The sequence below is a fragment of the Geofilum sp. OHC36d9 genome, assembly GCF_052400685.1.
In the GTDB taxonomy this organism is placed as follows: domain Bacteria; phylum Bacteroidota; class Bacteroidia; order Bacteroidales; family Marinilabiliaceae; genus CAZHHH01.
The window spans coordinates 136,156-157,812 of sequence record NZ_JBQTGJ010000001.1; the positions used below are offsets into that span (position 1 = coordinate 136,156).

Sequence of the window (21,657 nt, forward strand, 5' to 3'; positions counted from 1 at the left end):
TGTCTTGTTAATTGTCAATAGGCCGGCCAATATATTTGTCAATGAGAATATTGATAGATTTTGGTTCGCCGATTATCGTGAGTACATCATATTTTTGAAGCACGGTAGCTCCATGTGGAGTGATGGTTTCGCCATCGCGTTCGATTAGGGCTACCAGCACCTCTTCTGGTAATTTAATTTCCTTCAGTTGTTTACCAATCACTTCAGCCTGATTGGTACCAGGTATCAATTCAACTGTTACATAGTGTTCGTTGTGCAACAGGTATTCTTTCAAAGCCCTGTCGCTGGTTATGGCTAATGCTTCGGTCAGGAAGTTTTGACGTTCAATGATGTCCACTAAACGGGATAACATTCTGAGTTGCTGACGCGATTCGGCTTTGGGGTTGACAAGGAAGAAGAAGATGCGGATGTAATCTTCCGAAGAGATGCCCCCTTTATGAACCGGTTTCCTGACACCCGGTTCTTTAGTCACAACAATGTGAAGTGAAGGGTGGTCAATACCTTCATTTTTTGCGTACAGAATGGACACTTTTGGGATGATCAATGCAGGCTCAATGGGTGACGTGGCATAAAACTCTTTAATCAGCTCTTCTTTTGGCGCATGCATCTCAACAGCAAAGCCCTCTGCAATATAATCGGTCAGTTCTTCGTAGTTAAATGGTTTATCGAGATGTGTAATACGAGCTCTGATGATGGTTTCGTCAAAAGGATCGCCGCGGCGTAATCCTTTTTCTTTGAGGATACCCATAAATTCATTTTCCAGATCCTGGTATTGGTATTTACCCAGAAGTGCAAACCAGTGAAAAATAGCTCCTTCGCGCTTAACCCTCCTGCGTGCATAATAATAGTACCATATATATCCTAATGCAATGATAAAGGCGGTGAATAAAATGGTTGTCCATCCCATATAAATAATCAGAACGACAGAGATGAAAATTCCGGCTACCTGCATACCCGGATAAAGGGGAGAACGGTAGCCCGGGTCATAGGTGTCAATGTTACTCTTGCGAAATACGATCACCGAAAAGTTGATGAACATAAATACCAATAGCTGAAAAGTACTGGCTAACTTCACAATGCCTTCTTCCGTCAAAACGAGGATAAAAAAGAGGATAAGTCCCGATGTCAGCAGGATGGCCGGCGCAGGTATTCCTTTTTTATTGACTTTGGAGAATATGGGCGGAAACAGTTTGTCGCGACCCATTGCCAGCGGGAAACGTGATGACGCCAGTAAGCCGGCGTTGCCGGTTGATGCAAAGGCCGCCATTGCAGCACCGGTCATGAGGTAAACGCCTACATTCCCGGGCAGCCACCTGAATAAATGTTTGGCGGCAGCTGCAGCAGGGGCCATTTCGGTGGCCAGTTGGTTGGGTTCAATGATCGAGACCATGATAAAAACGCCCAATACATATATTAACCCTGTCACCACAAGCGATAGAAGCATCCCTAAAGGGATATTACGTTCAGGATTTTTTATCTCTTCGGCAACGCTGGTTATTTGCGTAAGGCCCAGATATGATACGAAAACGAAACCGGCAGTTGTTATGAGTCCTTCAAAACCATTGGTTAATAGTGGACTGAAATGCTTGTTGTTTTGAGGTATTTCAATATTGGATGTGAAAAAGATGTTGCTTAACCCATCAACAATGAAGGCGCAAAGAACAATGATCAGGAAAATGACAAATATGTTTTGAAGACCGGATGTTTTTTTGGCACCAACCAAATTCAGTAGCATGAAAAATAATGTGGCGGATAAAGCTACCCCTTTTACCGGAACGTCCCAAAACATGACGGCATAAGCGCCAATACCAATGATGGCAAATGAGGTTTTAAATAGTAGGGAGAAATAAGTTCCGAGGCCCCCTATGGTTCCCATTAAAGGGCCCAGACTGCGGTCGAGGAAGAAATAGGCCCCGCCTGAACGTGGCAAAGCTGTTGATATTTCAGCCATACTGAACATGGCCGGCATAATAAGCAACCCCGCCAGTAAATAGGCCAAAAATACCGACGGCCCGGTATATTGTGAGGCCAAACCGGGTAACAGGAAGAAGCCCGAACTAAACATGGCTCCGGTACTGATGGAAAACACATCAAATAGCCCTAATTCCTTTTTTAGTTTTGTTGTGTTTGCCATATATATTGTGGTTTGATGGTCTGGTTTATGAATAGAATTAGTTTCTATAACAAATTATCGTCATAAAAGATTATGCGAGTCATCAAAAATACGAAAAATCCTTTAATTAGTATTTGTCTATAAAGTCAACTTCTGCGTTACGCTTGTCATAAAAACAGTCATTTACGAAAAGTAAACTTCTTGATTTTTATGACTTCGCAAGCCTTGAATTTTAACTTTATATTTCAAACACTGAGTTTATGGACAGGCACTAATTAGTGCTTGCACGTAAAGTTCATAACAGAAGGCTTTGGTGCTTAAAAAGTTATTTTAATCGCATTTATATTTCATGAAATCAGCTTTTTTCACTTTTCGCCGGTGGCTGCCGGATTTTTAGTTTTAAAGCTATAAACGCAGTAAGTCCCGCAACAATGAATATTTAATTTTCATTATCCCGGGACTCTGACAAAAAAGACAAATAGATCTTAACCTACTTTGGCTTTGTTTCTTGCTATTTCAAGTGCCGTATCGAAACTTGAACAGACATTATCTTTGCCAACCAAATTGACGATATTGTGTTTTTCCAATTCGGCGCGAACATTTTCATTGACGCCCGAAAGAATAATCTGCTTTTTCATGTGAATGAAATGTTTTAGCATCGCATTGAAGTTATAAACGCCTGTGGCATCAATCATAGGAACGTTACGCATCCTGATAATGACAATGGTTGAGCGGTCGGCGATGTTATGTATTAGTTCTTTGAAGCGATTGGCTACACCAAAGAACATAGGCCCTGAAATTTCAAATACATCAACATTGGCAGGAAGTTCCAATGAGATCATTCCTGTATCGTCGGTATCGTCGGTAGGGTACGAAACCAGGGGTTTAACCTCAGCCACATCTGCCATCCGTTTCATAAATAACATGGCAGCAAGTACCATTCCCACTTCAATGGCTACGGTCAGGTCTACAACTACTGTTAGGATGAAAGCAGTTAGCAGTACGCCTGTGTCGTATTTTGAGCCTTTGGTGATGGCGACAAAACTTCGCCATTCGCTCATATTGTACGCCACAACGATCAATATTCCCGAAAGGGTGGCCAAGGGGATTAGTTTTGCCCATTTCCCGGCAAATAGCATAATAATGAGCAGTACAATAGCATGTACAATACCTGCGACAGGTGTGCGACCGCCATTTTTAACGTTAGTGGCGGTACGTGCTATGGCGCCGGTTGCCGGGATACCCCCAAAGAGGGCACTTCCCAGGTTGGCAAAGCCTTGTGCTATCAGTTCGGTGTTGCTGCGGTGACGGCCACCAATCATACCGTCTGAGACTACCGCCGATAACAACGATTCGATGGAGCCAAGCATGGCAATCGTAAAGGCTGGCCCAATATATTTAATCAGATCAGTAATGGCAATATGAGGCATTGAAGGGGCAGGCAGACTGGCTGATATTTCGCCAAACTTACTGCCGATGGTTTCAACGTCCAGCCCCAAAACCGGAACGATGATGACACTTATTATTAGAGCGATGAGTGATCCGGGGATTTTTTTGCTGACGCGGCTCCATAGCAATGTGACTAACAGACTGATGACGGCAATGCCCAAAGCTGCCGGGCTGACGGTTGAAAATGATGAGGCCAGGACACCTATTTTACCTATAAAGTCGGCCGGCAGTTCACCTGTGGTCAGACCAAAAAAATCTTTTATCTGGGAGGTGAAAATCAGCAAAGCAATACCACTGGTAAAACCGACTGTAAGCGGGTAGGGTATAAAACGGATGACGGCTCCCAATCTGAATACGCCAAATAAAATCATGATAACGCCGGCCATCATGGTTGAGATGATAAGTCCTTCGAAGCCATAAGTCGCTACAATACCAGCTACTATAACCACGAAAGCGCCGGTTGGGCCACCTATCTGAACGCGGCTTCCTCCCAGAAGCGAGATAGTAAAACCGGCAATTACTGCAGTTATCAACCCTTTTTCGGGACCTACACCTGAAGCAATCGCGAAAGCTATAGCTAGAGGCAGGGCTACAACCCCGACGATTAATCCCGCCATAACATCTCGCATGAACTGATGGCGCGAATACCCACCACGAAGCGTCGTTAACAGCTTCGGCAGAAAAAACGACTCCATAAAAATATATTTATAATTTAGTGTTTAGTAGCTTTGTCGGAAAGTGTCCTGTTTGAGCGTGCAAACTTAAAAGAAATATCTGCCGTTATTCAATATCGGCTTGTAATTTTTAACCATGAGGGGTTGTTTTGTTTTTTTTCAATATTTTTTAACGTTTTGCCATTTTGTACTACTTTTTCTAATGTTGGTCGACTATATTGCGAAAAGTGAAGATTTTACACTTTGGTTGTGAAAAAATAATTATATTTTTGTCATGATAAAGTTAACAACGGATAATTGGTTGAAAATCAATCGAAAACAACCACTGTTTTCCGTAACCAGAAAAACGCATGAATTATACATTTTTTGATTTCCTTACGTTGATTGGCTCACTGGGAGTATTTCTTTATGGCATGAAGGTCATGAGTGAATCTCTGCAGAAAGTAGCCGGTTCAAAAATGAGAAGTATCCTGTCGGCGATGACCTCCAATCGGTTTTTTGGTGTTTTGACAGGATTTTTTGTGACCGCGGTGGTGCAATCCTCATCGGCAACAACAGTGATGGTTGTTGGATTTGTTAATGCCGGTCTGATAACGCTGAAAGAATCAATAGGCGTTATTATGGGGGCCAATATCGGCACAACTGTAACAGGTTGGATAATCAGCCTTTTTGGTTTTAAAATGTCTATTAGCGATTATTCGTTACCCTTAATTGCAATAGCCTTACCTTTTATTTTTTCAAAAGTCAGTAACCGTCGTTCGTGGGGGGAATTTTTATTGGGGTTTGCTCTTCTGTTTTTAGGTCTCGATTATTTAAAAAATGCGGTACCTGATATTAATCAAAATCCTGAAATTTTAAGTTTTGTACAGAGCTATACCGGTCTGGGCTTTTTATCGACGCTTATATTTTTAGCTATAGGAACTGTTTTAACAGTGGTGATTCAATCATCGTCGGCTACCATGGCTCTGACTTTTGTGATGGTTAGTCAGGGTTGGATAGAATTCCCAATGGCTGCCGCAATGATTCTTGGCGAAAATATCGGAACAACTATAACGGCTAACCTGGCGGCATCTGTGGGTAATTTGAGTGCCAAAAGGGCCGCACTTGTTCATCTGCTTTTTAATGTGATGGGCGTTGTATGGATGTTATTGGTATTTAATAGCTTTACTGGCTTTATAGACCAGTTTGTGACCAATCGCAATGGTGTTTCTCCTTCTGAATCCTATGCGGCAATCCCTACAGCTTTGGCTTTATTTCATACGTCGTTTAACATTATCAATGTATTGCTTTTTATATGGTTTACGCCGTTTTTGCAAAAGATGGTCATTAAAATGATACCTCAGCGGGATAAGGATTCAGAAGAGGAGTTCCGTCTGAAGTTTATTACCACGGGCATTTTATCAACGCCTGAACTGTCGTTGTTACAAGCTAAGCGAGAAGTCCAGTTTTTTGCCAAGCATACCACCAAGATGTTCGGGTTTTTTAGAAAATTGTTGTATGAAACGAGTGACAAAAAATTCAATAAACTTTACACTAAAATACAGAAATACGAAGGCATTTGTGATAATGTTGAGGTGGAAATAACCAATTATCTGAGTCAGGTGTCTCAACACAAAATGAGTGAATCGGGCCGTCGGCGTATGCGGTCGATGTTAAAATTAGTGGGCGATTTGGAAAGTGTGGGCGATTGTAATTTTAACCTGGCACGTACCGTTAGCCGGATGCGTGAAAAGCGGATTAATTTCAACGATGCGGCTATGAAAAAGCTTGAACTGATGTTTAATCTGGTGGACAGATCACTTGAGGAGATGCGCGACAATCTTGCCAAGGAAGAGGTCAGTGTTAATCTTGGCAAGGCTATCGAAATTGAGAAACAGGTAAATAATTATCGTAGCCAGCTGAAAGCTGAACATCTCGACAATCTTTCTAAAAAAGTTTACAGTTATGAGGCTGGAATTCTTTTTAATGATTTGTTCTCCGAATGCGAAAAGTTGGCCGATTATGCCATTAATGTTTCTGAGGCTTTGGAAGAAGTTAGCTCCAGAAAATAGCCTGTCGTAATTGTTAGTAAGATACGCTGTTTAGACCGTTACGCCCGCTTTAAAATGGTTATGAAAGTTCCATACGCCTTATAAGGATACCCTATTTAGTGCCTGTCCATAAACTAAGTGTTTGAAATATAAAGTTCAAATACGAGGCTCGCGACGTCATAAAAATCAAGGCGTTTACTTTTCGTAAATGACTGTTTTTATGACAAGCATAACGAAGTAGTTGACTTTATAGACAAACACTATTTAGTGTACAAGCATAGCGCAGAAGTTGGACTTTTCTGGCAAGCACTAAAATAAGAAAGCTTCTTTTTTGAAGCTTTCTTATTTTATATATGTGCTTTTGGCAAGTATGATTAGTCGCTATTAAATTGATTCTTCTTTTTCTTTCACGAATCGGTTTCTAATTCTGACCGCCAGGTTATACATTACAGGAACCATTATTAAAGTCAGAAAAGTTGACGTTGTTAGTCCAAAGATAACGGTGCTGGACATAGGTCCCCAAAAAGCAGCATTGTCGCCCCCAAAATACATTTTGGGATCCAGCTCATTAAACAATCCATAAAAGTCGAAGTTCAGACCTATTGCCAATGGGATTAACCCAAGAATGGTTGTGATCGCAGTTAAAAGCACGGGGCGTAGCCGCGTCTTTCCGGCAGTAATAACAGCTTTTTTTTCATCTTCTGACGATAATAGCCGGCCTTTTTCAGGCAGTCCTTTGTCGGCGCGTATCTGGCTCCGCTTAATATCTATGTAATCAATAAGCACAATGCCATTGTTAACCACGATTCCGGCCAGAGAGACGATACCTACACCCGTCATAAGTATGACAAAATCCATCCGGAAAATACCCATGCCTAAAAATACGCCTATCGTACTCAGCAAAACAGTGGTGAGGATGATGATGGGTTTGGCGCCCGAATTGAATTGTGTGACCAGAATCAGGGCTATCAGTGCCACAGCTATCAGCATCGCAGTAAGCAGAAAATCCGACGTTTCTTTCTGATTTTCTTGTTCGCCTGTAATTTCCCAGTTATAGCCTGCCGGCATGCTGTAGTTGCGCATGGTTTGCCGTATCTGCTCGTTGATGACATTGGCATTGTAACCCTCTACAACATTTGAGTAGAGCGTTATCATGCGGGAATTATTTTTTCTCTTAATGTTTTCGTAGGTGGTGTCGTAGGTGAATTTTGCTACCGAAGAGATGGGTATGTGATAACCTATCCCGTCTTTTTCAACCTTCAATTTCATATTCATTAACGACGCGACATTGTTACGATAGCTATCGTCTAGCCGAAGGATAATATCGTATTCGTCTTCACCATCTTTAAATTTGTCGACCCGGCTGCCGTAAAGAGCAGTTCGTAACGCGCCTGCAACCATTTGGGTGGACAGGCCCAGGCGACGCACTTTATCGCGGTCGATATCTATACGCATCTCCGGTTTGTTGATGTTGATGTCCATTTCCAGATTTTCAATGCCCGGAATGTGTTGTTCATCAATTGTTTTTTTGATGTCGGTCGTCAATTTTACCAGCTGGGCAAAATGATCGCCGGTAATTTCCAGATTGATAGGTTTGCCTACCGGCGGGCCTTCGTCTTCTTTTTCCACAAAGAATTTGGCCCCTGTAAATACGGTAAATGCGGTTGATAATTCCGACATAATTTTTGAGGTGCTGATGCCCTGCCTGTCGATGAATTCTACGAAAGTAATTGTAAATAACGCTTTGTGTGGCGCTCTGTTTGACTCAAATGCACCGCCTTTACCGTTTCCAACATTTACACCCACTGATTTAACGATGTCGTTATATGGGAGTAACGTTTTGTTTATGACTTTTTCGGCTTGTATGGCAACCATATCTGTTTTGTCTATATCGGTTCCCAAAGGTAGTTCCATGGTAATATATACCGTTTTTGGATCACTTTCAGGGAAAAATATAACATTGGGTTTTGATGCGCCAAAAAACAGAATAGAGAAAACGAGGAGTCCAAACATCGATACCAATAGCCATTTGGAGGTTTTGCGTCCCAGTGCCAGAAGCAGTGTTGCTTCGTATTTCCTTTCAAGCCAGGGCAAAATATGGCCTTGAAATTTTTTGGCAGCGGGCTTTAGCACGAATAGGTTTAGTGTACTCATCAGCAAGGGTAAGATGAGTATATTTCCGGCCAGAATATTCCCATTTATATAAAAAATGAAGGCCAGCAATGCCAAACTGCCTGTTATAATGAAGAGTCTTTTGTGATGCACCGGTTTCGATGGATCTTCAATTTTCATGAACCGGGCCGAAAAAACAGGGTTTAAGACCAATGCTACAAATAACGATGAGGATAACACTACGATGAGTGTTATGGGTAGGAATTTCATGAATTCACCCATGATGCCAGGCCAGAAGATGAGAGGTAAAAATGCTGCCAGCGTAGTTGCTGTTGATGTGATAATTGGAATCGCGATTTCGCTGGTTCCTTTTTTGACTGCTTCAAGACGTGAATACCCCTCTTCATGAAGCCTGTATGAATTTTCGACTACAACAATGGCATTGTCTACCAACATTCCCAATGCAAGTAGCAAACTGAATAAAACCATGGTGTTGATGGTGTAACCCAGTTCGCCAAGAATAAGAAATGAAATGAACATGGACAATGGAATGGCAATGCCGGTAAACATGGCATTACGTACACCCATAAACAGGTACAGCACAACCATGACCAGAATCATGCCCAAAATGATGGAGTTTTCCAGGTTGCTGATTTGGTCGCGGATATATACCGACATATCGTCGGTAACCGTCACCTTTAAGTCGGGTGGTAGTTGATGGTTCTTTTGGCGTGATTTTATAATCTCAAATATTTTGTCGGTGGCATCCAGCAGGTTTTCACCGCTTTTTTTTACGATGCTGACCGTTACTACCGGCTGGTTGTTGAGACGCGAAATGGAACTTTTGTCTTCAAATCCATCTATAATTTCGGCTACATCCCGCAGATAGACGATCTTTGCGTTTTCATGTTTGATAATGGTTGATGCCAATTCGTCTATGTCAACATAGTTAGCCTCGGTGCGCAACGAGCGTCGGGTCCCATCAACCAGTATCTCGCCGGCACCAACAGTTACATTTTCAGTCATTACAGCCAATTCAATGTCGGCGAATGATAAATTATAGGCTTCCAGCTTAAGCGGATCAGCATGAATTTTTATCTGACGTTCATCTACCCCCTTAATATCTGCTTCGCGCACTTCGCGCAACGACTCAAAATCATCCTGCAGATCTTCGGCCATTTTTTTTAACTCATAAATGCTGTAGTCGCCAGACAGATTGATGTTTAAGATGGGAAATTCTGAGAAGTCAATGTCTTCAACAATAGGATCGGTGTCTAAGTCGTCAGGTAATTCACTCAATGATTTGTCAACCTGATCTTTCACATCCTGAAGCGCTGATTGCACATCTTCGTCTGCTTCAAATTCGACCAGGATGAGACTCATATCCTGGAATGATGCGGATGTGAGACGTTTCACGCCGTTTAATCCTTTCAATTCTTTTTCGATAGGGCGTGTAATGAGGTTTTCGATATCCGGCGGACTGTTACCGGGATAAGGCGTGGATACCATGATGTAGGGAACCACTATCTCAGGAAACAGTTCACGTTGCATGCCTCTGTATGTCAGTACCCCGCCCAGTAGCAGGATGACAACAAGTATGTAGATGGTATTTTTATTTGCCAGTGCCCAAAAAGTAGGCTTAAACTGGCGGTGACTGATGTCACCATCTTTAATATGTTCCATTTTTTAAGGTTGAACAGGTTTATAAAAAATAAAAAACCGAAGTTTAAGGCTGTACTTTTAGCAATGAACCATCGGATACCTGGGCAAAGCCTTCTGTGATAATGCGGTCGCCGGCTTGCAGGCCTGAATCAATAAGCGTGCGGTTGTTGTCGTTGACGCTCGTTTGTATGTAGCGCTTACGGGCAACCATTTGTTCGTTATTGTTGGTTTCGGCAACAAACAAAAATTCGCCGTCAAAATCTTTTTTGACAAGGATGGATGGCACCACTAACGCTTCGTTTTTTATGAAGGTGCGGAGTTTTATAACCGCCATCAGATTGGGCAGTATTTGATGGCTGTTGTTGTTCATGTCTATTCTAAGGCTGAAGGTGCGACTGTCGGGATCGAGAACAGAAGCGGTACGGCTGATGCGTTCGTGGCGCGTTAAGTCAAGCACCGGAAATTGCACTTGCACCTGATCCCCTTTTTTTATTTTGTTGAGATAGACTTCGGCAACCTCGCCTGTTACATAAACCTGATCCAGATTAACGACACGTGCGAATGGCTGCACAGATGACGCCATTTCACCCTGTTTTTGCATTAAATCATCAATCACACCATTGATGGGCGATGTGATGACCGATAAGCTCTTTTGTGCTTTGAGACTTTCCAAACGTTTTTCCAACGTCTCTTTGTTCGACTTGGCCTGAAGGTATTGCACCTCACTGCCAATATTATCAGCCCACAGTTTTGCCTGACGTTCATAGAGCGTGTTTACCAATTCCAGGTTCACTTCCATTTCCTGAATAGAACGATCTAAAGCATCTGTATTCAAACGTGCCAACACTTGCCCTTTTTTTACTTTATCTCCTTCTTTTATCAATATTTCAACAATATTACCGGTTGTTTCAGGACTGATTAACAAATTTTTGTCGGAATGCACCAATCCCATTACTTCAATAAAGTGTTCAAATGTTTCCGGTTTCAGAGGCGAGAGGGTAACATTGATAGCCCCTTGTGCAGAACTATTTGCCAATTCTTTTTCAAGGACCGCAATTTTTTGTTGTAATTGGTTCGCCTGAACGCGATATTCGCCTAACAACTCTTTTTTGTTATTTTTGTCCTCATCTGCTTTCTGGCTACAACTGTAAGTAAAGGCTGCGATGGTAATTATTATAAGGCTTAAATAATATCGTTTCATATTTGTTGAGTTATAAGTGATTGAATATTCTATAGTTGTCCCGAAGCCTTTAGTAATGCTATATGGGCATTCATGAGATTAACGGCCGATTGAACATAGTTGAGTTGGGCCTGAATATATTGGCTTTGTTGCTGTGCAAATTCCGAACTTGACACAACTCCCTGGCTGAATTTGATCCGTGTTTTATTGAGGATATCCAGAGCCAGATTTTTGTTTTGGATGCTGTACAGGTACTGATCGTTATTGTTTTTCATGTCTGCTTGTGCTGTCAGGTAGCTGTTGTTGAGCTGATGAACAGCCATTTCTTTTTCTGTTTGGCTTTTCAGATAGTCAATTTTGCGTTGTTGAACTTTGGCACGTCTCATACCTGACGAAAAGATGGGCAATGACATCTGTAAACCAATGTATTGAGTTTTGTACCAGTCCTCCTTAAATACATTCCATTCATCAGAGTATCCCACTTTTTGATAATTGTAAAACGCATTTATTTTTGGGAGATACTGTACTTGTTCATTTTTGAGAAGTAGTCGCTGGCTTTCTTCATTGGCCATGGCCAGAAGATAATCAGGGTGATTGTTGGCATCCATTTCAACAGCTGGCATTCCCTCCGAGATTATTCTTTGAGACAACCATGACAATGAGTCGGTTAATGAAATGTCGATGTCGTTGTTTATTCCCAACGTGAACTTCAAAACGGCCTGGGTGACTTTTTCATTTCTCTCAACTTCCTTCAGGCGTTTTCGGGCATCGTTAACCAGTAATTCCATTTGTGAAACATCGAGTGCTTCTACAAAACCATTGTTGTACATGGCTTTGGTTTCATAAAGTAGTTCTTCATTAATTTGAAGTAGTTCTTCAAAGGCGGTTTGGTTTTCGTGAGCGCTTAGTACAAGGAAGTAGGCCTGAGCCACACTGCTTTTTATTTCAAGGTTGGTTTTTTTGCTTTGTTGCTCAGCCAGATCAAGATAAACTTTGGCTGCCTGCAGACCCACAAAATAGGATCCATCGAAGATAAGCTGTGTTACATTTATACCATAATTGGCATCATAGGCTGTCCCAAAGGCGACGGCAATTTTGTCACCCGATTTGGCGCCTTCGGGCCAGTTGTCTTCGGGAAAAAATTCAACCGGTAATAAACTTTTGGTAAGGTCCATGGAATGATTGTAGCGTCCTGAAAAATCAACTTGTGGTAAACCTGATGCAATGGTTTCACGTATCTTTTTATGGGCCGCATCTATTTCATACGCCGAGCTGCGATTCATATAAGCGTGTTTTTCCGCGTAGTTCAGGGCGTCTTCCAACGACAGAGGAAGTTCCTCTGACTGGGCAAACCCTCTGGTAATAGATAGAATTGATAGACTAATTATTAGAAATGTTAACCTCATACTTTTTCCTTTCAGGTTGGATGTTACAGTTGATTGTAAGGTAAAAGTAGTTGTGAGCGGGCAAAGCCTCAACGGGATTTCGGTGAGTGGTTTGTTTTGGCAGGTCAGTAACGAATAGCGCGGGTGATTTAATGTGACACAGATTTAATATGTATTTCATTAATTAATAAACGATTATACGAATAGTTAAAAAAATACGTTATTTTTATAATTCGTATTAGTGAGAAAGCTCAAGTGTTTGATAAGAAATGTTCAAATTCAAGGCTTACGAAATCGGAAAACTCAGAGTTTAATATGGTAAATGATCATTTTGACGATTGGTCTAACGCAGAAGTAGTTTTTTTGAGTGCGCTAATTAGTGACTGTCCATAAACTAAGTGTTTGACTTTATAGACAAACACTAGCTTTTTATTGTAGTCTTGTTTTTACACTTACATGATGTCTTTTCGTAGCGGGTTCATATTATTTTTTATAGCGATGGTTTTGTTTCCATGTGAAAGCAAGGCCCAGTTACGTTTGTTTAAAAAGAAAAGCCAGGCGGTAAAGGCAACCCGCGAATTGGAGAAACGTCGAGTGAAAGCGGGCCAAAATTCTAATTCTTTTAATCCACTGCAGCCTATGGGTGGGTCACGCAATACGCAACGCGATGACTTTATCTGGTCGGACGGAACGGCTTATATTACGGCTCGGGGTAACGGGAATTTAAGTGTTGCCACTCCATCGCGTCTGGGCATTCGATCGGGTTATGAGCTACAGAGTTTATTGGGAGCTGATTATTGGGTTCCAAATGTGATGTTAAAAAAGGGATGGCAGGCAAAGACATGGTGGTGGGCGTCGAGGCATGGAATTTATTCGGCTTTTCCTGGTCTTGAATGGGCTCAGAAGCGTGCCTTTCAATCGGTTGTCGATTCAACCACCGTGATACCTCCTACCTTAACGCTTCGCAATGAATTAATGGTTAGCAGGCCTTTTTTTAATGCGTTGAATTGTAATTCAAAAACTCCTTATCTGGTGTTGTCTGCAGCGGTGGCTGCCGATTATGGGTTATCGTTCAAAAAGAATGAGCTGGTTCAGATACGTGAGCATATAGTGGGTAGTCGTTATCCGGCATTAACAGGAAATGGTTTGCTGGTTACAATGCGACTGCAAGCTGATGCCAATTTAACCGATGCCTTGTTTATAAGAGGTAATTTGAAATACTTGATGGGTGAGATGCGATACAACGCGTTTGAACATGAAGCCCGTGTTGAGTATTTATTCTCTTCACGGGCTTCTGTTTCCGGTGGTTATATTTTTTCTGTTGGAAAGTATGCTTCCTCAACCCTGGGCGTTTTGCCTTTTATTGATATCTGTTTTTATTTCGGTCGCAAGGCGCACGTTTCTAATCGTCTTTTTGAGCAACCGATGTTTTAGCGAATTGAATCCGGGGACACAAAGCGTTGACCGTGTTTGAATTGTTTTCTTTTTCCAGGACCAAAACCTCCGCCTCCTTGTCTCCGTCCGGCTCTTTGTTCCATTCGAGAAAACAAAATTGTAAATTGTTTGAGCTGTTGGGGTGTACACATTGATTTGACAGCCAGAAAGTGATTGATGGTTTGTTGTTTTATGGAGGTCTGGATCGCGCCGCTTTGGAGGGCAAAATTATTCAAAGTGGTGCTATCGGGTTGCTCTGATTGTAATTCGTGCATTATGAGAGACTGAATTTCTTCCAGTTTTAACTGCAGTGTCTTAATGTTTTGGCGGTATGCTGTTTCCAGTATTTGAAATTCTTGTTTTTGTGTTTCATCGAAACCAATAAATTCTGCCAGGCGTTGCTGACCTCCTTCTTGTGATTCAAAGCTTGTGATATCTTCCGGTTCCGTAAATGGTTGTTTGAGTTTATAAACTTTGAAAAGTGACCATCCTAATACAAGTGCCAGAATAATGATCACAACTGAAAGGATTGTTTTTTTGTTCATAGTATGTGTAATTTAATTAATGTTGTTTTCAGATTGCGTCGTCTCTTCAAACCATGCTGTTTCTATCTCAAAAGCATTATTTTCTACATCAAAATAGTCGGTTAGCAATAAGTCCGCCATAACGGTCTGACGTTTGTCTGAGAGGTAGGCAAAAGTAAAGCCAATGGTCATGGTGAGCGTAACGGCTATAACTCTTAACCATGGGATGATGGCCGGTACTTGCTCTGCATTGTCAGTCTCAATGGCTGCCATTATTCGGGTGGCAATGAATGGTGATACTTCTATTTTTTTTTCAGCGTCAGCAAATTGTAAAAAATGATTATAGGATTGTGATAATGCTTTACATTGAGAACAACTGCTGAGATGCTGTTTAGCGGCATCTGACAGTTCTTCCAGTGTTTTTACGCTTGTGAGTTCAGCTTTATATTGTTGGCAATTCATCACTTGTGGTTTTAAATTCTCTTTTTAATATTTCCTGTAATCGTGTTCTGGCTCTGAAAAGTAAACTTTCAGCCGCTTTAAGGGTAAGCCCCATGACTTCGGCCAGTTGGGCGTTGGTCAATTCCTGATAGTGGCTTAGTATTATTGCTTTGCGTTGCGAAGCTTTTAACTTTCGCAGTGCTTGCCTGATAATTTTTTTTTGTTCCAGCTTTAGCAGGTCTCCGTCGGTTCTGTTTGGTGATTGTGAATGTATCATTATTGCACCATTTTCGGGACGAATAAATTGTCTGATTTTTTGTTTTCGAAGATGGTTTGTACCCATATTGACACAAATGCGAAATAGCCATGTTGAGAATGACGACTGACCTTTGAATTTGTCCAATTGCTGGTATACTTTTATGAAAATGTCTTGCGTTAGGTCGGCTGCCTCGTCTTCGTCATGGAGAAAACCCATGCTTGACTGAAATACTTTTTGTTGGTATTTTTTTACCAACAGCCCAAAAGCGTCGCGGTTACCGTTTCGTATTTCATCGATGATCTGATTGTCGGAATAGGTGTTCTGCATGTGGTTTTTACTTCATGTTTTTGATATATGAAGGTATCCGGCAATAAACCGGATACCTTACTTAATGTCAGCAATAAAACGCTATTCTTTCTTTGCCTTCAAAATGGTTCTTATCATAATAAATTCACATTTTCAAGATTCGAAAGTTTCAATAATAGAGTTTTCTTAATCTATCACTTGAATTTTTGGGCAAGGACTACTTTATTTTTTTTGTTGAACTGCTGCATTACAATTTGGGCCGCTGCCGTCGCGCAAACGTTGTCCATTCCCTTTTTCAGTACGGTTACCTCCCCGTCCTTTGCCGTTAATACGTCCACTTCCATCTTTTAAGCCCGAGCCTTGTCCCAACCCTTTGCCTGTGGAACGTCCTTTTCCTTCGCCGTTACCAGGACCTAAACCCTTCCCGGCACGCTGCCCGTCGTAATTGTCGCAAATTCCGTCAGCGTTGGCATCTGTGTAACCCGGGCGGTCTGTGTTTAAGACTTTGGTCTCTTTTTGTTGTTTTGTTTGTTGGCTGTTCTGAGCCACTGCAATCTGCGTTCCAAAAATGACAACTCCTGTCATCATCATCAATGTTAATACTAATTGTTTCATAATTTCTTTTGTTTTTAAATGATTGACATTGTTACAAATTTTTGAGTTAACTCTTTGTAATGTTGCTTAAACCTTTTTGTTCTTTAGACACGCCACATTAAAAAAACATTCGTTTATGGGTCGTTTTTTTTTTGCGAGATACTGTTTCATCAGAAAAGTTTTTTGATGCGAGGTATTGAAACGTTTTTTTGTCGTCTTTTTTAATTCGATTATTCCCATATTTGTAGAAAAATACGTTGGTTGTGGATAGGTAATCAACAGAAAATTACGGCTATGAGGAGTGAAAATAAAATACGTATCGGATTATTTGGTTTTGGTGTCGTTGGACGAGGTTTGTATGACGTCATCAGTCAAACACCTGCACTTGATCAGGCTATCGTCAAAATATGTGTGAAGTCGGAAAAGGAGAGAGGGTTGCCCAATGAGCTTTTCTTTTATCATCCTGATGATTTGTTGGACGATCCGGAAATAAATACTATTGTTGAGTTGATTAACGACGCCGGTGAAGCCTATGCCATTGTGAAAAAGGCCTTACAGAAGGGTAAAAATGTGGTGTCAGCCAATAAAAAGATGATTGCCGAAAATATGGCTGAACTCATTGAACTTCAAAAAGAGAATAACGTCTCGTTGCTTTATGAGGCTTCTGCTTGTGGCAGTATTCCCGTGATACGCAATCTGGAGGAGTATTATGATAATGATTTGTTGCTTTCGGTTACGGGGATCCTAAATGGTTCTTCCAATTATATCCTTTCGCAGGTGTTCGATCATCATCGTGATTACAAGGAAGCGCTTAAAGAAGCTCAGGATTTAGGTTTTGCTGAAGCCGATCCGTCGTTTGATGTAGATGGGTTTGACTCGCTTTATAAGCTGATTATTCTCACCATGCATAGTTTTGGGGTAATTATTAACCCTGATGAGGTGTTGAATTATGGCATTTCAACTATTTCTGATTTTGATATTACCTATGCGCGCGAAAAAGGTTTTAAGATTAAGTTGGTTGGACAGGTGGAACGTTTACGTGACAAAAAAATTACACTTTTTGTTTTGCCCCGGTTGGTTTCGCCCGACAAATATATTTACAGTGTTGAAGACGAATACAATGGGGTTGTAATTAAAGGACTTGCATACGATAAGCAGTTTATGTTTGGTAAAGGAGCAGGTGGGCATCCTACTGGTTCGGCGGTGTTGTCTGACATCACTGCATTGATGCACAATTATCGTTATGAGTACAAAAAAGCAGCCTATTTTGGTGGATACAGCTATTTTAAAGACGCAGCCATTGAAATTTATTTGAGGTACAAAAATCCGGATATTTTGAAGCTGATTAAATTTGAACGTATTTCAGAGGCGTACACCAGCACGACCAATTCGTATAAAATCGGATTTGTTTCTTTAAGTCACTTGTTAAGCATTCGTAATGAATTGCAATCATCCGACATCTTTTTAGCCGCTACCGGTAAATCTCTTAATTATTGAGAAAGTTTTTTATGACGAAATTGGAGTTTTTGGTATCCACCGTAATAGCCAGACCATGCAAGAAAACTAATGTGGCAGAAGGTCCATTTTTAGTCTATTCTTTTGGATAGTGGTTGTTTATAAAGATTATCACGGAACGCAGCAGTTATATTTTATAAATCAGACTCAAAATTGTTTTTATCGGCATGTTAGCCATTGTTTAAAGCTTCTGCACCGCCTGTTATTTCCACGATTTGATTGGTGATGGCCGTTTGACGTGCTTTGTTATAGCCCAGTTGTAGTTCTTTAATAAGGTCGGTAGCGTTATCAGTTGCTTTATGCATGGAGGTCATGCGGGCACCATGCTCTGAGGCCTGAGATTCCAGAACTATTTGAAACAGCATGGCATGTAACATATTAGGAACCAGAGAATGAATAATGGTCAATGGGTCCGGCTCATAAATGTAATAAGATGATTCCGGTTGGGCTTCGTCCGGAATGGCAATTTCGAATGGCAAATATTGGTATGATTGTACCGATTGCACGGCTGCATTAATAAATTCGTTATATACGACGATTACTTTTGAGTAAACACCTTCACTGAATTGCTGCATTAATTTGTCTGCGAAGTTTGAGATTTCGCTGAACGAAGCGGTTTGTATCAGGTCATGGTGTGTTTCATCGACTGGAATATTCCGGCTTTTAAACATTTTTTCGGCTTGTCGGCCAAGGATGCTGATTGATATTTTCCCCGATTTATAATCCTGTTTTAAATCTCCATAAATTAGGGATTGCACGGCTTTAACAACGTTTGCATTAAAGCCGCCGCATAATCCGCGATTGGAAGCAATAACCAATATAAGCGTTTGACCGTTTTTTTTGGGTATGGAATAATCGAATGCAACGGGCTTGTCGAGCGAAGCGGCCAGATGAGCCATGATGCCAGCCATTCTTCCGGTGTAAGGACGGATGTGCGAAATGTTATCCTGAGCCTTTTTAAGGCGGGCTGCCGATACCATTTTCATGGCACTGGTAACCTGTCGGGTGGTTTTTATTGAACCAATCCGTGTTCTTATGTCGCGTAGATTAGCCATTTTTTATTTTTCTTCTTTGTCACGATAGCGAATGCAAAGATCCGCAGCTGTTTCTTTTAGGATGTGTTGCATGCTATCATCAAATTGTCCAGATGCTATTTTCGACAGAACGTTGTCATGCTGGTGCCGAAGATTCTCAATGAAATCGTGCTCGAAATCTTTAATTTTTTCCTGAGAAATATCCTTCAATAGCCCTTGTGTACCGCAGAATATGAGCGCAACTTGCTGTTCAACAGGCATGGGGCTGTATTGCGGTTGTTTCAATAGTTCTACATTCTTCCGGCCTTTATCAAGGACGTTCATTGTGGCAGCATCAAGATCCGATCCGAATTTAGAGAAGGCTTCCAGTTCGCGGTATTGTGCCTGATCCAGTTTTAGTGTGCCTGCCACTTTTTTCATGGGTTTAATTTGGGCGTTTCCACCTACCCTTGAAACTGAGATTCCCACGTTGATAGCCGGACGAATACCTGCGTTGAACAGACCTGATTCCAAAAATATTTGTCCGTCGGTGATGGAAATTACATTGGTAGGGATATAGGCGGATACGTCACCGGCTTGTGTTTCAATGATGGGCAATGCCGTTAAAGAACCACCACCTTTTACCATGGAACGAATGGATTCAGGCAGGTCGTTCATTTTGCTGACAATTTGTTGCGATTCAACAATTTTTGCGGCGCGTTCCAGCAAACGGGAGTGGAGATAAAATATATCACCGGGGAAGGCCTCTCTGCCTGGTGGACGACGCAACAGCAGTGAAACTTCACGGTATGAAACGGCTTGTTTTGAAAGATCGTCTAATATAATAAGTGCATGACGACCTGTGTCTCTGAAGAATTCGCCGATGGCCATACCGGCAAATGGCGCATAAAACTGCATCGCTGCGGGGTCCGATGCTGAAGCGGCGACCACTATAGTATAGTCCATAGCGCCGTGTTGTTTTAGTGTATGGACTAACTGGGCTACCGTGCTTCCCTTTTGACCAATGGCCACATAAATGCAGTAAACAGGTTCCCCTTTGTCGTAAAATGTTTTTTGATTAATAATGGTGTCGATGGCAATGGCCGTTTTCCCGGTCTGTCGGTCGCCAATGATTAATTCCCGTTGTCCGCGTCCTATGGGTATCATGGCATCAATGGCCTTAAGCCCCGTTTGCAGAGGCTCTTTTACCGGCTGTCGAAAGATCACTTCAGGCGCCTTTCGTTCCAGCGGCATTTCATATAAGTCACCGCTGATGGGGCCTTTGCCGTCGATGGGATCACCTAGTGCATTCACAACACGACCGGTCATGCCTTCACCAACTTTTAAGGATGCTATTCGTCCGGTACGGCGAACAACGTCGCCTTCGCGAACCAGATGTGACGGGCCAAATAGCACAATACCCACATTGTCCTGCTCCAGGTTTAAAACCACACCCATGCAATTGTCCAGCTCTACCAGTTCATTTGACTTAACGTTTGTTAAACCATAAACTCTGGCAATGCCGTCTCCAATCTGGAGTACGGTCCCTACTTCTTCCAGTTGCAGGTTGGTTTCAAACTGTTCTATTTGTTGTTGTATTAATTCTGATACTTCAGAAGGCTTTATTTGTTCCATTGCCGTAATTCTAAATAACCATTAGTCTTTTTTTGAGCTGCCTTAATTGTCCCGATATGCTGCCATCAATCTGTTGACCATCGATGATTAAAATGATACCACCGGTGATATCCGGGTTAACGGAACACGACAAATCGATGGGCGAGTTAATGCCTTTTTCGACCTGCTGTCTGATCTTGCTGCATTCTTCCTTGCTGAGTGTTATGGCTGTTATTAACTGCACATTTTTGATCCCCATTTTTTTGCGGTGCAGATCCAAAAAATTGATGAGCATGCTTTTTAATAACTGAGGTCGCTCATTTTGAATCACTACTTCCATAAACTTCAACACCAGTTTGTCCACCAATGCGCCATAGACATTGCGAATAACCGTTATTTTTTCAGATGGTTTAATGGTCGCATTTTGCAACAGCTGATCCATCTGTTTGGACTGCTCCATTACAGATACGATTAACTGGCAATCGCTCTTAAATTTTTCCATCAGATTCGGTTTTTCCAACCCTATATTAAATAAGGCATTGGCGTAACGTACTGATATCAGACTGGCATTCATATACAGTTTTTTTGTTGCGAAAATTTTATAGCAGAATCAATTAGTTAAAACTAATATCTTCCAAATACTGGTTGATGACTTCTTTTTGTCGTTTTTCATCTGCCATTTCTTGTTTCAGAATTTTGCCGGCAATTTCCAGCGACAATCGACTTATTTGTTGTCTGATGCCTGCCATGGCTTCATTCTGTTCGCGTTTGATTTGTTGACGAGCTTGCATAAGAATTTTGTCAGCTGCCTGTTCGGCTGCTTTGCTTGCTTCTGCAACAATTTGATTTTTCGTCTCCCGGGCTTCCCTTATCATGGCTTCTCTTTCAAGACGCGCCGAATTCATCATTTGTTTTTGTGTCTCGGCAATCTTCTCTATTTCTTTTTTGGCTGCATCGGCATCACGTAGCGAAAACTCTATATATTCCTGTCGCACTTTTAGTGCACGCAAAATTGGTTTCCATGCGTAGCGACGCAGAATCAAAAGTAATATTACGAATGAGAGTGTGGTCCAAAAAACCAACCCGGGATCTACAGATAGTATCCCCATTCTGTTTCTGTTTTGTTAAATATTAACCTTTCATCCAGGCAATTACAATGGCAAAAAGAGCTGCTCCCTCAATAAGAGCTGCAATAATAAGCATTGCTGTTTGAATTTTTGAGCTTACTTCAGGTTGTCTTGCCATAGCTTCCATTGCCGAAGCTCCGATTTTTCCTATTCCTAAACCTGCTCCAATTATTATCAGGCCTAACCCGATTGAGATAAAACTTAGTCCTTCCATTGTATTAAATT

Annotated in this window: 17 protein-coding genes; 3 read left to right on the plus strand and 14 right to left on the minus strand. The window is 41.6% G+C overall.

The annotated features are described in order from the left end of the window. Nucleotides 1-7: 7 nt before the first annotated feature. Complete coding sequence (locus tag ACT3CD_RS00480; RefSeq protein ID WP_444641882.1) at nt 8-2,134, minus strand: amino acid permease; 2,127 nt, start codon at nt 2,132-2,134, stop codon at nt 8-10. A gap of 464 nt (nt 2,135-2,598) precedes the next feature. Next, nucleotides 2,599-4,257 (minus strand): SulP family inorganic anion transporter, encoded by a 1,659-nt coding sequence (locus ACT3CD_RS00485; RefSeq protein WP_444641884.1) that lies wholly within the window; start codon nt 4,255-4,257, stop codon nt 2,599-2,601. A gap of 329 nt (nt 4,258-4,586) precedes the next feature. Here ACT3CD_RS00485 and ACT3CD_RS00490 point away from each other — a divergent pair, with 329 nt between their 5' ends. Then, nucleotides 4,587-6,287 (plus strand): Na/Pi cotransporter family protein, encoded by a 1,701-nt coding sequence (locus ACT3CD_RS00490; RefSeq protein WP_444641886.1) that lies wholly within the window; start codon nt 4,587-4,589, stop codon nt 6,285-6,287. Nucleotides 6,288-6,650: 363 nt separating this feature from the next. Here ACT3CD_RS00490 and ACT3CD_RS00495 read toward each other — a convergent pair whose 3' ends face one another. The 3 genes from ACT3CD_RS00495 to ACT3CD_RS00505 are packed head-to-tail and all read right to left on the minus strand — an operon-like array spanning nt 6,651 to nt 12,626. Next, complete coding sequence (locus tag ACT3CD_RS00495) at nt 6,651-10,061, minus strand: efflux RND transporter permease subunit (RefSeq protein ID WP_444641888.1); 3,411 nt, start codon at nt 10,059-10,061, stop codon at nt 6,651-6,653. Between the two features lie 43 nt (nt 10,062-10,104). Beyond that, entirely contained in the window at nt 10,105-11,241 is a 1,137-nt protein-coding gene (locus tag ACT3CD_RS00500) for an efflux RND transporter periplasmic adaptor subunit (protein ID WP_444641890.1), read from the minus strand. A gap of 29 nt (nt 11,242-11,270) precedes the next feature. Continuing rightward, nucleotides 11,271-12,626, minus strand: coding sequence for a TolC family protein (locus tag ACT3CD_RS00505; protein WP_444641892.1), 1,356 nt, complete (start codon nt 12,624-12,626; stop codon nt 11,271-11,273). A 477-nt stretch (nt 12,627-13,103) separates the two neighbouring features. On the opposite strand from ACT3CD_RS00505, the gene ACT3CD_RS00510 reads away from it, so the two are divergent. Continuing rightward, nucleotides 13,104-14,039, plus strand: a complete 936-nt coding sequence (locus ACT3CD_RS00510) for a hypothetical protein (RefSeq protein WP_444641894.1) — start codon at nt 13,104-13,106, stop codon at nt 14,037-14,039. Here the strand turns inward: ACT3CD_RS00510 and ACT3CD_RS00515 are convergent. The 4 genes from ACT3CD_RS00515 to ACT3CD_RS00530 all read right to left on the minus strand — a co-directional run bounded on the left by ACT3CD_RS00515 (nt 14,036) and on the right by ACT3CD_RS00530 (nt 16,184). After that, nucleotides 14,036-14,584 carry a Spy/CpxP family protein refolding chaperone gene (locus ACT3CD_RS00515; protein WP_444641896.1) on the minus strand — a complete coding sequence of 183 codons (549 nt, stop codon included), beginning with the start codon at nt 14,582-14,584 and terminating at the stop codon, nt 14,036-14,038. The two genes, ACT3CD_RS00510 and ACT3CD_RS00515, sit on opposite strands and share 4 nt — an antisense overlap. Nucleotides 14,585-14,596: 12 nt before the next feature. Further along, entirely contained in the window at nt 14,597-15,025 is a 429-nt protein-coding gene (locus ACT3CD_RS00520) for a hypothetical protein (RefSeq protein WP_444641897.1), read from the minus strand. After that, complete coding sequence (locus tag ACT3CD_RS00525; protein WP_444641899.1) at nt 15,006-15,590, minus strand: RNA polymerase sigma factor; 585 nt, start codon at nt 15,588-15,590, stop codon at nt 15,006-15,008. The genes ACT3CD_RS00520 and ACT3CD_RS00525 overlap by 20 nt, the downstream gene beginning before the upstream one ends. Nucleotides 15,591-15,791: 201 nt before the next feature. Then, nucleotides 15,792-16,184 (minus strand): hypothetical protein, encoded by a 393-nt coding sequence (locus ACT3CD_RS00530; RefSeq protein ID WP_444641901.1) that lies wholly within the window; start codon nt 16,182-16,184, stop codon nt 15,792-15,794. Between the two features lie 273 nt (nt 16,185-16,457). On the opposite strand from ACT3CD_RS00530, the gene ACT3CD_RS00535 reads away from it, so the two are divergent. Further along, nucleotides 16,458-17,660, plus strand: a complete 1,203-nt coding sequence (locus tag ACT3CD_RS00535; RefSeq protein ID WP_444641903.1) for a homoserine dehydrogenase — start codon at nt 16,458-16,460, stop codon at nt 17,658-17,660. 188 nt (nt 17,661-17,848) lie between these two features. On the opposite strand, the gene atpG is transcribed toward ACT3CD_RS00535, so the two are convergent. Genes atpG through atpE form a run of 5 tightly spaced genes read right to left on the minus strand, consistent with a single transcriptional unit; the run spans nt 17,849 to nt 21,646 of the window. Beyond that, a complete protein-coding gene (gene atpG / locus ACT3CD_RS00540) occupies nt 17,849-18,733 on the minus strand; it encodes an ATP synthase F1 subunit gamma (protein WP_444641905.1) in 885 nt (294 codons plus the stop codon). 3 nt (nt 18,734-18,736) lie between these two features. After that, nucleotides 18,737-20,326, minus strand: coding sequence for a F0F1 ATP synthase subunit alpha (atpA, locus tag ACT3CD_RS00545; protein WP_444641907.1), 1,590 nt, complete (start codon nt 20,324-20,326; stop codon nt 18,737-18,739). 10 nt (nt 20,327-20,336) lie between these two features. Beyond that, the gene (atpH, locus tag ACT3CD_RS00550; RefSeq protein WP_444641909.1) at nt 20,337-20,879 is read right to left on the minus strand and encodes an ATP synthase F1 subunit delta; all 543 of its coding nucleotides are present in this window, start codon (nt 20,877-20,879) and stop codon (nt 20,337-20,339) included. A gap of 40 nt (nt 20,880-20,919) precedes the next feature. Next, on the minus strand, nt 20,920-21,414 hold the full coding sequence (atpF, locus tag ACT3CD_RS00555) for a F0F1 ATP synthase subunit B (protein ID WP_444641911.1): 495 nt from the start codon (nt 21,412-21,414) through the stop codon (nt 20,920-20,922). Nucleotides 21,415-21,436: 22 nt separating this feature from the next. After that, the gene (gene atpE, locus ACT3CD_RS00560) at nt 21,437-21,646 is read right to left on the minus strand and encodes an ATP synthase F0 subunit C (protein ID WP_444641913.1); all 210 of its coding nucleotides are present in this window, start codon (nt 21,644-21,646) and stop codon (nt 21,437-21,439) included. Nucleotides 21,647-21,657 lie beyond the last annotated feature (11 nt).

What these genes read in the sequence shown, in the direction of transcription:
- ACT3CD_RS00480 (WP_444641882.1), bottom strand. Translation starts at nt 2,134, where the DNA reads ATGGCAAACACAACAAAACTAAAAAAGGAATTAGGGCTATTTGATGTG.
- ACT3CD_RS00485 (WP_444641884.1), bottom strand. Translation starts at nt 4,257, where the DNA reads ATGGAGTCGTTTTTTCTGCCGAAGCTGTTAACGACGCTTCGTGGTGGG.
- ACT3CD_RS00490 (WP_444641886.1), top strand. Translation starts at nt 4,587, where the DNA reads ATGAATTATACATTTTTTGATTTCCTTACGTTGATTGGCTCACTGGGA.
- ACT3CD_RS00495 (WP_444641888.1), bottom strand. Translation starts at nt 10,061, where the DNA reads ATGGAACATATTAAAGATGGTGACATCAGTCACCGCCAGTTTAAGCCT.
- ACT3CD_RS00500 (WP_444641890.1), bottom strand. Translation starts at nt 11,241, where the DNA reads ATGAAACGATATTATTTAAGCCTTATAATAATTACCATCGCAGCCTTT.
- ACT3CD_RS00505 (WP_444641892.1), bottom strand. Translation starts at nt 12,626, where the DNA reads ATGAGGTTAACATTTCTAATAATTAGTCTATCAATTCTATCTATTACC.
- ACT3CD_RS00510 (WP_444641894.1), top strand. Translation starts at nt 13,104, where the DNA reads ATGGTTTTGTTTCCATGTGAAAGCAAGGCCCAGTTACGTTTGTTTAAA.
- ACT3CD_RS00515 (WP_444641896.1), bottom strand. Translation starts at nt 14,584, where the DNA reads ATGAACAAAAAAACAATCCTTTCAGTTGTGATCATTATTCTGGCACTT.
- ACT3CD_RS00520 (WP_444641897.1), bottom strand. Translation starts at nt 15,025, where the DNA reads ATGAATTGCCAACAATATAAAGCTGAACTCACAAGCGTAAAAACACTG.
- ACT3CD_RS00525 (WP_444641899.1), bottom strand. Translation starts at nt 15,590, where the DNA reads ATGCAGAACACCTATTCCGACAATCAGATCATCGATGAAATACGAAAC.
- ACT3CD_RS00530 (WP_444641901.1), bottom strand. Translation starts at nt 16,184, where the DNA reads ATGAAACAATTAGTATTAACATTGATGATGATGACAGGAGTTGTCATT.
- ACT3CD_RS00535 (WP_444641903.1), top strand. Translation starts at nt 16,458, where the DNA reads ATGAGGAGTGAAAATAAAATACGTATCGGATTATTTGGTTTTGGTGTC.
- atpG (WP_444641905.1), bottom strand. Translation starts at nt 18,733, where the DNA reads ATGGCTAATCTACGCGACATAAGAACACGGATTGGTTCAATAAAAACC.
- atpA (WP_444641907.1), bottom strand. Translation starts at nt 20,326, where the DNA reads ATGGAACAAATAAAGCCTTCTGAAGTATCAGAATTAATACAACAACAA.
- atpH (WP_444641909.1), bottom strand. Translation starts at nt 20,879, where the DNA reads ATGAATGCCAGTCTGATATCAGTACGTTACGCCAATGCCTTATTTAAT.
- atpF (WP_444641911.1), bottom strand. Translation starts at nt 21,414, where the DNA reads ATGGGGATACTATCTGTAGATCCCGGGTTGGTTTTTTGGACCACACTC.
- atpE (WP_444641913.1), bottom strand. Translation starts at nt 21,646, where the DNA reads ATGGAAGGACTAAGTTTTATCTCAATCGGGTTAGGCCTGATAATAATT.